This is a genomic window from Niastella sp. OAS944 (genome assembly GCA_024809215.1).
In the GTDB taxonomy this organism is placed as follows: Bacteria; Bacteroidota; Bacteroidia; order Chitinophagales; family Chitinophagaceae; genus Niastella.
In genome coordinates this window covers 59223-74059 of record JANUBW010000002.1, presented here as the reverse complement: position 1 = coordinate 74059, position 14837 = coordinate 59223, and the positions used below count along the sequence as shown (strand labels likewise).

Genomic DNA, 14837 nt, shown 5'->3' with positions numbered 1-14837 from the left:
GTTTTGTCGGCTAAACGACAACTTCGTGGTTTTGTAATTTTTTAACATCGGGAAAACAGATCTCATTGCGGGTATAGGTGATCAGCTTTTCGGCAACCAGTTCATTTATCAGTGTGGTTACCGTTTGCCGGCTCGACCCTATAAGGCTGGCAATATCTTCATGGGTAAGATAATTGGGTATGCATACGGCTGTAGCACCCGGGGCAAGATGTTTTTGGGCCAGCTGCCACAGAAAATTGATGAGCCGGGTTTTAACGTCCCTGTTCAGCAGGTTTATAAGCCTGTTCTCTATTTGCCTTAGTTTGCTGCCCACCTGTTTGGTGTATTTTAAGGCAATGCCAGGTTTTTTCTGTAGCAGGTTTTGAAAATCTTCTATTGAAAACGCGCATAAGCTTACATCGCTTTTATAAGCCTGGGCAAATTCGCCGTTCAGGCTGTTCTTCTCAAGCGTAATTTGACCAAACAGCTCACCCTTTTGAATGATCTCCTTGATCACCTCGCGGCCGCTGTCGTCAATATAACCGATGCGTAAATAACCCTGCTTTACAAAATAAAGCTTGTTGTGCTGAAACGCTTCAAAATAAACATATTCGCCTTTTCGTGCTTCTACGAAATTGTGAACAATGTTCAGTTCTTCATAATCTTCATCGGTCAGTTGTGACCATAGATCATAATTGCGAATTAAAAGCCATTTTTGATCGGCAGACATGGAAGCAAAATTAGCTAATTTGCTAATATGCTAATGTGCTAATGAATTACCGCCTTATGAAGGCTTAGCACATTAGCCCATTATCGCATTAGCTAATTGGTTTTCATCAGCCTTAACACCACCTTATCTGCCCCCTGCACAATTACCGCATAATAAATGCCCGCACTAAGTTGCGCGCCCGTTTTTAGCGTTCCACTGGAAGGCAAATTGCTCCTTCTTTCTACCTGTTTGCCCATTATATCGGTAATTGTAATACTTACTGGATCATTATTCCCACTCCATTGCAGGTTGATGTACTGCGTGAACGAATTGGGGTAGGCCCATGCATGTAATTTTGCAGGTTCTGCCATTGCGCCTGATGTATTTGGCAGGGTTTGCTGCCGGGTGGTTATCAGCGGCGTTTGTGCATACTTTATAGTGGCATAGTCATAGCCTGTGCCAATGCCGGTGCTGCGCCCTGTTACATATACAAAGCCATCATCATCTACCGCAATGTCGGTGGCTACATCAACGCTGTTGGCCGGCCCATCATACCTGGTCAGCCATTGCTGTACGCCGGCGGTATTGTATTTAATTGTAACGTAATCGTCGGGAGTTATGTTACTTAACCTGTTGGCGCCTGTTACATAAACATTGCCGGCCGCATCCAATGCCAGGGCATTGGCTATGCCAAGGGCAAGCCTTGCGTCCCACTGTTGTGCGCCCGCGGTATTATACTTAACGGTGGCATAGTCGCCAGCGCTTCCGCCTGTTACAAACACATTACCTACCGCATCCACGGCTATATCTGTGGGCTCATCGATATCGGCTGTTCCATATCTTGCTACCCACAGCTGTACGCCTGCTGTATTGTACTTAATGGTTACATAATCTACTGGTGAAAATTCCATGGGATTGCCGGTTCCGGTAACATATACATTGCCCAAAGCATCCACCGCCAAAGCAGTGGCTTCTTCAGAAGTATTTGTGCCGGCGTTGTACCTTGCCACCCACAGTTCGTTTCCATTGGCATCATACTTGATAGTGGTATAGTCCTGGAAGGTCCCAATGCCCCGGCTCCAGCCAGTTACGTATACGTTGCCGTTTTGGTCAACGCCAATGGCAGTTGCACGGTCAAAAGAATTATCAGGACCATTATACCGTCTTATCCATTGGGTATTTCCATTATTATCGTACTTAATGGTAGCATAATCGTCGGATGTTCCACTACCCACACTGGTTCCCGTTACATACACATTGCCATTTGGATCAACGGCAATGGCAGTTGCCTGATCGAAACTATTGCCCGGGCCATTATATCTTTTCGACCATTTTGTATCACCATCAGCCCCATATTTAATAGTGGCGTAGTCGAGTGAGGTGCCCAGGCCATCGCTGTGCCCGGTTACATATACATTTCCCTGGGCATCCAGTGTGATGTCGCTGGCCTCATCGGGACCGTTACCGGGGCCGTTGTATGTTTTTTTCCAATCCCTGTCGCCATCACCATCATATTTGTAGGTGGTATAATCAAATCCGGTACTATTCTTCCTGATGCCGCCCGTTACATGCACATTGCCACCGCCGTCTACGGCAAGGGCAGTTGCATAATCATGGTCTCCCTTGAGTTCGGTGGGGCCGTTATACCTTTTTAGCCATTTTTGCCCGCCGCCTGGAGTATATTTAATGGTGGCATAGTCACCATTACCAAACCCGTCGAGCCTGCTTAGGCCGGTGATAAATACATTGCCATTACCATCGAGGCCTATGGCGTTTGCTTTGTCCAGTTCATTGCCGGGCCCGTCATAGGTAGCCACCCATTGCTGCACGCCATTGTTATTGTATTTGATGGTGGCATAGTCTGTAGCCTGTTCAATTGAAATGCCGCCTGTTATATACACATTACCTGAAGCATCCAATACAAGGTCAGTGGCTTCGCCGCTCTGGTCACCACCGGGGCCCGAAAATATGGAAGCCCATTGCTGCGCGCCGGCTGCATTGTATTTAATGGTTACATAGTCATTGTCGGGGTCTTCTTCTTCATTGCCGCTGAACCCGGTTATGTACACATTACCTGCAGCATCGAGCGCCAGGTCATTGGCTTCATCATGACCTTTGCGGTTATACATGGCCGCCCATTGTTGTATACCCGATGCGTTGTATTTAATGGTAGCGATGTCAAATAAGCTTCCATCCTCATCACTGAAAGTAGCGGTCAATCCGGTTACATACACATTGCCATTGTGGTCCACAGCCAGGGCATTGGCCCTGTCAAGACCATTAACAGGCCCATTGTACCTGGTTACCCATAGCTGATTTCCATTTGCGTTGTATTTAATGGTTGCATAGTCGGCACTGGTGCCGCTGCCGGCGCTTTGCCCGGTTACGTATACATTGCCATCATGGTCTACGGCAATGGCTGTTGGCAGATCGGTGGAATTAGCCGGGCCGTTGTATCGTTTTACCCATTTTGTGTCGCCATTCTCGTCATACTTAATGGTGGTATAATCGGTTGCTGTGCCGCTGCCTATACTCCATCCTGTTATATATACATTGCAATTCTCATCCACCGTAATGGCTACTGCCCGGTCGTTTTGATTACCGGGGCCATTATACCTTTTTACCCATTTGGTATTTCCGTCATAATCGTATTTAATGGTTGTAAAATCGTTGCTGGTTCCACTGCCTGTACTCCACCCTGTTACATATACGTTGCCCTTATGGTCCACAACAATGGCGGTTGCCTGGTCCTCGCCATTAACCGGTCCGTTATACCTTTTTACCCATTGCGTGTTGCTATTATTGTCATACTTAATAGTGGTAAAGTCGGCATTTGTGCCTTTTCCCTGGCTCGAACCTGTTACGTATACATTTCCATTATGGTCCACTTCCAAATCATTGGCCACATCGGGCGCATTGGGTTCGCCGTTTTGTCTTTGTACCCATTGTTGGGTAACCTGTGCAAAGCATAAAGCAGATGAAAAAAGAATACTGGCAAGAAGTAGTGGCTTCCTGAGAAGTAAAACGTTACTCATAAGTATAAATTAATGGTTAAGAATAAGGAGCAGTTAACCAGTTAACGAGTTGACGAGTTAACTGGTTAACTCGTCAACTCATTAATCTATCAACTCACTTAATTACATTGATCTTCCCGGTTTGCAACCAGGTTGTTTTTGCCGATCTCACCGTAATTCGATAATAATACACGCCATGTTGAAGTGATGATACATTTAATGCTGCATTTTGAGAACCTGCCGGTTTACTGGCTTCTGCCACGGTTTGTACCTGCCGGCCCAGCACATCAAAAAGCTGTATTGATACCCGGCCGTCTGCAGGCAGTTCGTACAATATTTTGGCTGTTGTAATAGCCGGATTAGGTATAACGGATACCCTGAAGCGCGCCGGCACGTCATTTATACTGGCGGTAGATCCATTACTGGCAATGCGGGCGCTTGTTATAGTAGTAGCGCATGCGCCCAGCTGATCACCGTGGGCAAGGTGTGCTGCCACATCTGAACTGTTAATACATAACGTCTTGGTCCCTTTATGACAAACCAGTATTTTATTGCCATTTTTACCACAGGCGGTTTGAAGCTGATTGTATTTAATAGTGGCAAAGTCACTACCGGTACCGGTGCCCTGGCTTCCGCCCGTTACATATACATTACCGGCGTCGTCCAACGCTATTGCAAAGGCAGCATTGCCCCCACCATTTGTGTAGGTTACGGCCCATTGTAGTTGGCCATTGCTATTCCATTTAATAGTGCCGTACTCTCCTTGTCCGGTTTGCCCGGTTACATATATATTGCCTTCGCTGTCTATTGCCTGGTCTTCAGCACGCCATTCATTAAAATCTGTTCCGGGTGGCGGGCCATATTTCGAAACCCATATTTCAGCACCCGTTAAGGCATTGTATTTAATGGTACCATAGTCAAGATCGGGTTCTTCTAACCGGGGCGGTGAATTGGAAATGCTGCCGGTCACTATCACATTGCCCAGGTTATCTAACTTTACTGATTCCGCAAAATCATCGCCGCCTTCATCGTGAGTAGATACCCATTGCACAGCGCCCGCACTGTTGTACTTAATAGTGGCCCAATCAAATAATTCTAAAGGAAAAGGATCGCCACTGGGATCAAAACCACTAATGATGGTTCCTGTTACATACACATTGCCTGCGTTATCCACTGTTAGGGAAACGGCTTCATCGCGGTTATTGCCTGCGCCATTATACCTCGATACCCATTCTATGGCGCCGGTGGTAATATTATGTTTTATGGTGGCGTAATCAAGATTGGTTCCGTCGCCTGTGCTGCTACCGGTTACATATACAAAACTATTGTCAATGACCAGGGCGGCAGCTCTGTCATTGCTATTGCCCGGTCCGTTATATCTGGTAACCCATTGCACCACACCAGCTGAATTATACTTGATGGTGGCATAATCTAAAACACTTCCAACCCCTGCGCTTAAACCTGTTACATACACATTGCCGGCTGCATCAACAGCGAGAGATGTTGCTGCGTCCGTTGAATCATTCGGTCCGTTGTACCTGGCTACCCATTGTACAACGCCGGCTGAATTGTATTTTATGGTGGCATAATCATCGTCGGTGCCATCGCCTGCCGACCGGCCTGTTACATATACGTTACCTGCATTGTCAATAGCAAGGTCTGCCGGTTCGTCAAAAAAATTGCCCGGGCCGTTGTAACGGGCTACCCATTGTTGTACGCCGGCCGAATTGTATTTGATGGTGGCATAGTCGGCGAAGGTGCCGGCGCCTGTAGAGCTTCCTGTAATATAAACGTTGCCGTCATCATCTACAGCTATATCTACTGCATTATCAGATGCGTTTCCCGGGCCATTGTACCTGGCTACCCATTCTTCACTGACCTGGGCCATAGTAACTGATACAAGAAGGCAGTAAGCAATTAGAAATGAAATTCTGAAAAGTAGCGAGTTTCTCATAATCATAAATTAATGGTTTAAGAATAAGAGGCTGATTAAACTAATCTACACTGATCTTGCCCGTTTTTAACCAAAGCTGTTTTGTCGATTTAACTGTGATCCGATAGTAGTACATGCCTTTCTGAAGTGGAGCTACATTGAAGCCGATGCTGTGGATGCCGGCTTGTTTATTTGTTTCGGTAAGTGTTGTTATTTCCCTGCCCAGCATATCAAATATTTTAATGGAAACACGGCCATCAACCGGCAATTCGTAAAATATTTTAGTGGTAACTACAGCAGGGTTGGGTATAACTGAAACCCGGAATTCATTAACGGCTGTAACGGTCTGGACTATCCTGGCATTATCGGCGCAGGCGCCCAATTGATCGCCATGTTTTAAATGGCCTGCTACAGCAGATTGGCTGATGCATGTTGTTTTTCCCTTATGGCATATCAGTACTTTATCGCCATTTTTACCACAGGCGGTCAGGGAGGCCTGTGAATATTTGATGGTCGTATAATCAAAACCAGTACCGATGCCGGTGCTTAACCCGGTTACATAAACATTGCCCAACGCATCAACGGCGAGGGAGTGTTGAGTAAAGAATCCTATGAAAATGCCGGTGCCATCGTTACCACTGGCAGGGCCATTATATTTTACTATCCATTGCTGAACCCCGGTTGAATTGTATTTGATAGTGGTAAGGTCATAAGCGGTACCCGTTTCCAGGCTTCTACCTGTTACATATACATTTCCTGCAACGTCCAGCGCAAGCGAGGTGGCCACATCGTCGCCGTTACCGGTTCCATTATATCTTGCCACCCACAGCTCAGTTCCGGTTGCATCGTATTTGAGGGTGATATAATCACCGTTTTCATAGGGCTCTGCTGCGCTTGTTCCCGTTACATATACATTTTGCGATGCATCAACAGCTATATCAAAGGGCACGTCGAAAGAATTGACCGGGCCGTTAAACCGGGATACCCATAGTTCATTTCCGTTGGTATCATACTTAATGGTTGCTATATCCTGTCCGTCTTCTGCGTTATTACCAGCGCTGCTGCCGGTAACATATATATTGCCTGATGCATCTACAGTTATAGCCCGCGCTTCGTCGGAAAAATTACCAGCAACAGGGCCGTCGTATCTTCTCACCCACAATTCATTTCCATTATTATCATACTTGATGGTAACATAATCCCTGTCTTCCTCATCTATATCTATTCCGGCGGGGCTTCTTCCGGTTACATATACATTACCTGCAGCGTCGATGGCAAGATCCTCCGCTGCATCATTATTGCCCGGGCCGTCATATGTGGCCAGCCATTGCTGAATTCCATTAGTATTATACTTAATGGTGATATAGTCGTTCCCAGGCCCAAAACCAACCGTTTCGCCCGTTACATATACATTACCTGCTCCATCTACAGCTATTGAATGGCCAAAGCCGTTGTGCGTTGCTACCCATTGCATCACACCTGCCGCATCGTATTTTATGGTAACCAAATCATTGGCGGTTTCATTTTGGCTTCTACCCGTGATGTATACATTACCATTGCCGTCTACCGCTATTGAAAATGCATCATCGTCCAAATTAGCCGCCCCATTGTACCGGGCTTCCCATTGTTTTACACCGGCTGCATTATATTTAATTGTAAGGTAATCATCGTTGGCGTCTGTTACAGACGCCGAACCGGTGACATATACATTTCCGGCGTTATCGATTGCCAGCGACCGTGCGCCATCATAAGGGCCTGGCGCCGGTTCGCGTACTACCCATTCTTCGCTAACCTGGGTAAAACCAACAGCCGAAAAAAGAAGTGTAGAAAAAAGCCATAACATCACGATAAGTACCATTTTTCTCATAGCTAAATTTTTAGATTATTTTAAAATGGTGAACCTTATCATAAGGCGGTATTACATTCCTTCATGGGGAAACGGGCGGTTGCTACAAACAGAGGGTAACCGGGGAATCAGGCCCTTTTAAAAGGAAAAATGAGGAATTATTGGATAGTTCAGGCGCGTAAGCCAATTAAGAGTGGAATCAATAAACGAGGTCAACAATTCGCTTTGATGAGCGAAAACACCACAAAGGACGGAAATTTGGCGATTATAAATCTATGAGATTAGTCAGGTTTCAGCTTACAGGTTTCAGGCGGTACCGGTTACCGGGTACCAGTTGCCCTGATACCGGGCCTTTAATGCCTACTCAAAACTATTTTTCAGCACTCTCCTGTGCAACTCCTGAAAACCGGCAACACAAGAGCTATCTAAACTAAAAAAACCGGCTCCAGATAGCTGGGAGCCGGTTCAATAACTTATAATATTTTTTAGAAAACTACGCTGCCAATGGCTTTTTGCCCAGTTCCTTTATCATGCGGTAATGCGAGGCAATGGCCTGTTGCATGGTGGGGAATTCGTTGTATTGGATGCCAAATTGCTGGCAGGTTTGTTTTACTATTTTGTTGATCTCGGGGTAGTGAATATGGCTGATGCGGGGGAACAAGTGGTGCTCAACCTGGTAGTTCAAACCGCCTACATACCAGCTAATGAATTTATTACGGGGAGCAAAGTTTGCGGTGGTTTTAACCTGGTGAATGGCAAACTCGTTCTCGATCTTCATATGATCTTCGCTGGCGTGAACAAACTCGGTGTGTTCAACCACATGCGCCAGTTGAAAAACCACTGCCAGGGTTAAACCCAGGGTCAAATTCAGGGCTACAAAACCAATAACCCAGGGTAACCAGCCCAATACCAGTATGGGTACTACCACAAAAAAGGCGGCATATAAGATCTTGCTTACCCAAAAAATGATATGTTCCCTGGTATCCATCTTTGTCATGGGGGTAGTATGCACCTTTTGGTTGAAATACTTGGTAAAATCCATTACAAAGAACCAGGCCAGTGAAGTGAACGCATATAGAACAAATCCATATATGTGCTGGAACCGGTGTGGCGGGAACCATTTTTGGGTTTCACACTGACGCATCAAAGGGCTCAGTGCAATATCGTCATCAACCCCATCGATGTTGGTATAAGTATGGTGAACTATGTTATGTTTGAACTTCCAGATGTAGGTATTGCCGCCCAGTAAATTTGAGCTCAGGGCCATGGTTTCGTTAACCCAGCCTTTGCTGCTGTAACTTCCGTGGCAGGCATCGTGCATTACATTAAAACCAATGCTGGCCAATACAAAACCTAAAATACAGCAAAGTACGATAGCCAAAATGGCCGACATGGGTAAGAAAAGCAATAATGAGTAAATGAGAATGGCCGCAGGTGCTAAAACAAGTGTTTTGGAATACAGGGCCCAGTTACCGGTCTTTTTTATTTGCTTGCTGGCAAAATATTGATCAACGGATGCTTTTAGCGTATTGAAAAAACTCTTGTCTTTGTTATTAAAGGTTACTTTAGGCATAATAATCCGAAAAAAAATTTATTTAAGTATCAACTTTAACTGCTACATAAAATGCGTCTACTGGAGAGCCTTTATTGCTGGTGAGGGTAGATACGTCTGATTTTCAAGTGTCGCAAAGGTAAAAAAAGAAATGTTAAGACGCCCCCAAATACAAAATGATTTCAATTTGATATTAAATTGATAATTATCATATGAATTTTGGGGAGAAAGGTTCGATAATTCCTAAATAACGCATTGCAAAAATTGCACCTATTAGTGTGCGATGATGTTCATATGACATTCGTGGAGAATTCATGCAAAATTTAATTTTTAACAGATAGTTTCCGTACTACGGGTTGTGCAAACACTATGCCATTACGGATGGTGGATTTTATTGATAAATTACTGGTTAATAACGAAGATTTTTGCTAATAGTTGTGTAGGGTTAAAATCTCAAATCACAAATAATAAGAATCAAATAAATTCCAAAATCCAAATTCCAAGCTCCAAATAAAAAATTCCAAAATCCAAATGTCAAACTCCAAAAATAAATTCCAAAACCCAAATGCCAAGCTCCAAAAATAAATTCCAAATCCCCAATTGCCAAGCTCCAAAAATAAAACCCAAATCCCAAAGGGTGGTTTTGACATTTGGTGCTTGAAGTTTTGTATTTTCTATTTGGTTCTTGGTGCTTGGTTTTTGTATTTTTTTATTTGGTTCTTGGTGCTTGGTTCCTGGAATTTTTTATTTGGAACTTGGGATTTGGAACTTGGGATTTTTACACAACCAACTGGTCGTGTAATCGATTAAGTGCCTCCTCGGGGTTGTTGCAAAATCCCGGATGCACACGCGATGTTTGTAAAATGGTGCTGCGTTGGGCCGTCAACCATCTGAAACGCGAAGGCATATCGAGTTGTGCAATGGGACCGCCATCTTTGGATCCCTTACAAATTTTTTCAAAAGCCTGCAGGTAAGATTGTATTTCGGCTATGTCTGCTTTTTCATCGAGACATTTTACCCGGGCCTCATTGATGGTGTATTTTGTTTGAAGGAATTTTTTGTCTTTAGAATACATAATGATGCCCACATTGCAGAATTCTTCCCGTTCAACCTTGGGCACAATGCGAATGACCGCATACTCAAATAGATATTTTTCCTGCATGTTGTTGGGCTTCTTTTACAAAAATGTGTGACGATGCAATTCGGGTTATTAAAAAGTCGGCGTACACCTGGCGGCGTTCAGCAATAGACGCTTCCTGTTCATCTGTTGCAAGCCATTCATCGGGTAATAAACCAACAATGGCGCGGATCTTTTCTTCGGTCAGTATCGCTTTAAATTCCGCATCTACTTCGTTCAGTTTTGTAGCTTGTGGAAGCAGTACATGGTCTTTAAACTGTACGAAAGGTTTTACCGCCTGGTCTTTCCAGCTTTGCCAGTTGTGATGAAAATATAAAGAAGCGCCATGATCAATAAGCCAAAGTTCTTTATGCCATATGAGCATATTGGTATTGCGCGCCGTGCGGTCAACGTTCATTAATAAGCCGTCGAGCCAAACAATTTTCGATGCCAGTTTTGCATCGGGCGTGGTAACTACAGGGTCAAAGGTAATGGCGCCCGATAAATAATGCAGGGCCAGGTTCAAGCCAACACTTGCTTTTAGCAGGTCCTGTATCTCTTCGTCGGGTTCGGTGCGCCCAAAGGCGGTATCTAAGTTGGCAAATACTATTTCAGGGATCTTCAATCCAAGTGCCCGGGCTATTTCACCACCTATCAGTTCGGCAATAAGGGCTTTTATCCCCTGTCCTGCGCCCCTGAACTTCAGCACATACATAAAGCCATCATCGGCTTCGGCAATGGCCGGTAAGGAGCCGCCCTCGCGCAATGGCGTTACATAGCGCGTTACGTTCACCGTTCTTATTTCTATTGATTTAGCCATAAAGGCGTTAAAAGTAGCAAAAAAAAACGTCCCACCGGCTAAACGGAGGAACGTTTCTCAATGTAGAAATAGTTCAGTTATTTTTTTAAGTTTATCGTTTGTTCATCATATGAATTAGCGCCGTAATAAAGAAAACGTCCCCTTTTTAAAACCAGGGGACGCTCCTGTATGTATGAAAACCGAATTTACTTGCTGAAATTATCTGTTTCTTCAAAAAAGTCACCGGCAGCGCTTTTGATGTTCCTGATATGCCATTGCATATTGGCATTGCCCATTTGGCTGATCTTAATTGTGTCGTGGTTATCGAGCACGATCAACTCACCGGGAAGTATTTTGAAAGAAAGTGTATCTCTATAGTATGGGGAAAGCGAAATAACACGACCGTCTTTGGTGAACTCGTACGACAATTCGTTTACGCTAAAACGGGCCGAGTCTTTATTATCGATACCATCGTAATGAGAGTTCCAGTAAGCGCTGGTCAAATGCCATTTGCCAACGAGTTGGTCTTGCGAAATGGTAGCAGTAGCGGTTTCTGTATCCTTAGTGCATGCATATGCCAGCGTAAACAAAGCCAGCGAGGATACGATCATGCTCTTTTTCATTGAGATCGGATAGTTTTTCGTTTTATTGAATTTACTGTTTCAAGAGTGTATTTAGTACAATGCTCTTTTTCAACTGGCAAACGCAATACTACTTTAGGGTATTGGTATTAATCCTATGTTCTGAGCCTTAACAGGCTGAGGGGCCAAAATAATAATAATCTTTCAATGATGCAAGTGAATCGGCAATGGCTCGCGTATGTGCAGGGCTCGCCAGGCTGGCAAACGTGAAATACAGTATGTCCTCCCCATATAACCGGGAGGACATACTCTTATTTATGATACTACCACTATTGCTTTTTATAATTAAACCAGAACTCTGTATACTTAGTAGAACTGTTAATAAGCTTTTTATACGCCTGCAATTCTGTATTGGCAAATTGGGTGATCTTGGTGGTATCGCCTTTCGTGGCGCCTTCCTCAGTTATGATCACATTTGAACCATTCAATTTAAAAAATCCGGTGTCTCTCGTTACGCCGCCAACGGAGCGACCGTGCCTTACAATTATTCCATTTTTTAAAAATTCCCAGGCTTGTAAACCTTCCGGTATTACTAGTGTATCGCGTTTGCCGATATTGTTGGTAACCACATTCCGGTATTGAACTTTCATCTCCCATTTTCCCAGAAGCGCTTGCTCGCTTAAACCATTGTTATCATCTTTATCTTTTTTACAAGCGAAGACCAGGGCTGATAGTGCCAGCACAGACAGGACAGTTTTTTTCATTTGATAGTTTGCTTTGGGTTTGTTTAGAAATATAAAGTTTGGTGGTTTTTACAGGATGGCGCTATGATATCAGAATGGCGAAACATTAAATTACATGTGTGTGATTACGTTATATAACGCATTGCGATAAGTGATAATGTTTGTTGTTTAAAAAAGCATGGAGGCGATACACTAAAACCAGGCCAAAATCGGTAATTACAAGTTTGTGCAAAAAAAAGCGCCGCCTGCCTGATAAATTATGCGGGTTTTTGCAGCATGCGAGGGAGGGATATGGGCGAAAGCGTTAATTGTCAGGCAGAAATAATGATTTTATTCACTCCCCCACCTGACAACCATCAGGTAAGGCATGTAACTTCCTGTATTACTTTTGAACTCTCAAATAAGGCACAATATGAGCACCGGAAAATATAGTACAGCAGCAGAAGCAGTTCAGTTAATACAATCTAATCAGCGGGTATTCCTGCATGGCAGCGCGGCCACTCCCGTACATTTGATAAAGGCATTGCTCGATCGCCATACCGAATTGGAAAATGTAGAGCTGGTAAGTATTACCACCTTAGGCGATGTTGATTTTAGTAAACCCGAATACAGCGAAAGCTTTTTCTTTAATTCATTATTTGTTTCGGGTAACGTACGCGATGTAGCCAATAGCGATCATGGCGATTATGTACCCGTATTCCTGAGCCAGATACCGCTTTTGTTTAAACGCAGTGTACTACCTATAGATGTGGCCTTAATACAGGTATCGCCCCCCGACCGGCATGGGTTCTGTACCCTTGGTACTTCTGTTGACATTGCCCGCTCGGCCATCGATACAGCCCGGATAATTATTGCCCAGGTGAACCCGTTGATGCCTCGTACGCATGGCGACGGTTTTATTTATATTGATAAAATTGACGTGCTGGTTGAACATGAAAGCGCTTTGCCCGAAGTAGATTATTCATTCAAAGTAAGCCCTGCCGTTGAGCAGATAGGTAAAAATGTAGCTTCGTTAATTGAAGATGGCGCTACCCTGCAATTGGGTATTGGTAATATTCCCGACCAGGTGCTGAAAAATCTTACCGGTCATAAGAACTTAGGCATACATACCGAGATGCTGTCAGACGGGGTGATTCCCTTAATTGAACAGGGCATCATAAACAACAGTTGCAAAAAGCTGAACATAGGCCGCTCGGTAACGGGTTTTATGGCCGGCACCCGCAAGCTGTACGATTTTGTGAACGACAATCCCGCCATTCGCGTAATGGCCATCGAATATGTGAACGACACCAGTATCATTCGCCAGAACCCTAAAGCAACGGCCATCAACAGCGCCATAGAGCTCGATCTTACAGGGCAAATTTGTGCCGACTCTATTGGTACGTATCAATACTCGGGTATTGGTGGTCAAATGGATTTTATGCGTGGCGCTTCTTTATCAGACAATGGTAAACCCATTATTGCACTGCCTTCTACCACTTCAAAAGGATTATCGCGTATTGTTCCCTTTTTAAAAGAAGGTGCCGGTGTGGTTACCACGCGTGGTCATGTGCATTGGGTTGTTACCGAATACGGCATCACCGATCTGTTTGGTAAGAACTTAAAGCAAAGAGCGAAGGCGTTGATCGAATTGGCGCACCCTTCGCATAGAGAAGATTTGGATAGAGCTGTGTTTGAACGGTTTTATAAACACTCAGTTCTTAGTTCATAGTTTTTAGTTCACAGTTCATTGTTCAAAGCGGACCGTTTTACGATTATAGCGAGGTTATAAGTTTCGGACTCTATTGCCGATTCATGATTGCCGATTCACGATTGCCGACTTGTTCGCCGAAGCCTTGGCGTAGGCGAATTGCCGTTTCACAACGTTAGTCAAAAAAAGAGAGCCACCCGAGTTGAGTGACTCTCCTATTAAGTTCCCCCTTTAGGGGGCAGGGGTATGTATTTTACTTTTCGCTCAACGCTACACCTACAGATACTCTTGTATCATCCATGAACAGGTTCAGTGCAGATGGTTTTGCACCGGCAGGGATCTTATATGTCCAGCTTTCTACTTTAGAAGTAGCTTCAGGTTGTGCTCTTAAGAAATCGGTACCGTTATCATGTGTAATGTTGGTGCCATTGTCTAATTGCAAACGTGAGTCTGCATAAGAAATTGAAACGCTGGAACCATCGCCGATATGTGTTTTATTGGTAACAGAGAGGTTTACGGTAAGTTCAATGCCATTGTCTTTACCATCGGGGTCGGTTAAAACAATTGCAGTAGCGCCGGCCACTTTAACCAGGGCTTCTTTTTTCTTACCTAAGATTGCTGAATCGGGTGTAAAAGTTACTTTGTATTCCTTGGGCGCATTGGCAGCCTGTTTGTGTTCTTCAGCCGGTGTGCTTGACGATGATGATTGTGTACCAGAAGCGTTATCGCCGCTTTCTTCTTTTTTACCGCCTTTACAAGCTGAGAAAACGAGTGCAGTCGCAATAAGACCGAGAGTAATAACTCTTTTCATAATTAATTGAGGTTTAAATAAGTCATAAGAAAAAGCATGCAAATAAACTGTATTTAATATAAA

Annotated in this window: 13 protein-coding genes; 1 reads left to right on the top strand and 12 read right to left on the bottom strand. The window is 44.3% G+C overall.

Annotated features, from left to right (window positions below; translation table 11 throughout):
* Positions 1–10 precede the first annotated feature (10 nt).
* The 11 genes from GGD38_RS10900 to GGD38_RS10850 form a co-directional block, all read right to left on the bottom strand.
* Entirely contained in the window at positions 11–709 is a 699-nt protein-coding gene (locus GGD38_RS10900; RefSeq protein ID WP_375300831.1) for a Crp/Fnr family transcriptional regulator, read from the bottom strand.
* A gap of 92 nt (positions 710–801) precedes the next feature.
* Positions 802–3723 (bottom strand): SBBP repeat-containing protein, encoded by a 2922-nt coding sequence (locus tag GGD38_RS10895; RefSeq protein WP_375300832.1) that lies wholly within the window; start codon positions 3721–3723, stop codon positions 802–804.
* A 94-nt stretch (positions 3724–3817) separates the two neighbouring features.
* Complete coding sequence (locus tag GGD38_RS10890; RefSeq protein ID WP_375300833.1) at positions 3818–5656, bottom strand: SBBP repeat-containing protein; 1839 nt, start codon at positions 5654–5656, stop codon at positions 3818–3820.
* Between the two features lie 40 nt (positions 5657–5696).
* Entirely contained in the window at positions 5697–7502 is a 1806-nt protein-coding gene (locus GGD38_RS10885) for an SBBP repeat-containing protein (protein WP_375300834.1), read from the bottom strand.
* A 472-nt stretch (positions 7503–7974) separates the two neighbouring features.
* A complete protein-coding gene (locus GGD38_RS10880) occupies positions 7975–9054 on the bottom strand; it encodes a fatty acid desaturase family protein (RefSeq protein ID WP_375300835.1) in 1080 nt (359 codons plus the stop codon).
* Between the two features lie 437 nt (positions 9055–9491).
* The gene (locus GGD38_RS10875; RefSeq protein WP_375300836.1) at positions 9492–9683 is read right to left on the bottom strand and encodes a hypothetical protein; all 192 of its coding nucleotides are present in this window, start codon (positions 9681–9683) and stop codon (positions 9492–9494) included.
* Positions 9684–9811: 128 nt separating this feature from the next.
* Complete coding sequence (locus GGD38_RS10870; protein WP_375300837.1) at positions 9812–10195, bottom strand: DUF3037 domain-containing protein; 384 nt, start codon at positions 10193–10195, stop codon at positions 9812–9814.
* A complete protein-coding gene (locus tag GGD38_RS10865) occupies positions 10173–10970 on the bottom strand; it encodes a HipA family kinase (protein WP_375300838.1) in 798 nt (265 codons plus the stop codon). The genes GGD38_RS10870 and GGD38_RS10865 overlap by 23 nt, the downstream gene beginning before the upstream one ends.
* Before the next feature lie 185 nt (positions 10971–11155).
* Positions 11156–11572, bottom strand: coding sequence for a hypothetical protein (locus tag GGD38_RS10860; RefSeq protein ID WP_375300839.1), 417 nt, complete (start codon positions 11570–11572; stop codon positions 11156–11158).
* A 127-nt stretch (positions 11573–11699) separates the two neighbouring features.
* Positions 11700–11837, bottom strand: a complete 138-nt coding sequence (locus GGD38_RS10855) for a hypothetical protein (protein ID WP_375300840.1) — start codon at positions 11835–11837, stop codon at positions 11700–11702.
* A gap of 22 nt (positions 11838–11859) precedes the next feature.
* A complete protein-coding gene (locus GGD38_RS10850; protein ID WP_375300841.1) occupies positions 11860–12294 on the bottom strand; it encodes a hypothetical protein in 435 nt (144 codons plus the stop codon).
* Between the two features lie 391 nt (positions 12295–12685).
* Between GGD38_RS10850 and GGD38_RS10845 the strand changes: the two genes are divergently transcribed.
* Positions 12686–13984 carry an acetyl-CoA hydrolase/transferase family protein gene (locus GGD38_RS10845; RefSeq protein WP_375300842.1) on the top strand — a complete coding sequence of 433 codons (1299 nt, stop codon included), beginning with the start codon at positions 12686–12688 and terminating at the stop codon, positions 13982–13984.
* A 232-nt stretch (positions 13985–14216) separates the two neighbouring features.
* Here the strand turns inward: GGD38_RS10845 and GGD38_RS10840 are convergent, their stop codons facing one another.
* Complete coding sequence (locus tag GGD38_RS10840) at positions 14217–14774, bottom strand: hypothetical protein (protein ID WP_375300843.1); 558 nt, start codon at positions 14772–14774, stop codon at positions 14217–14219.
* Between the last annotated feature and the right edge of the window lie 63 nt (positions 14775–14837).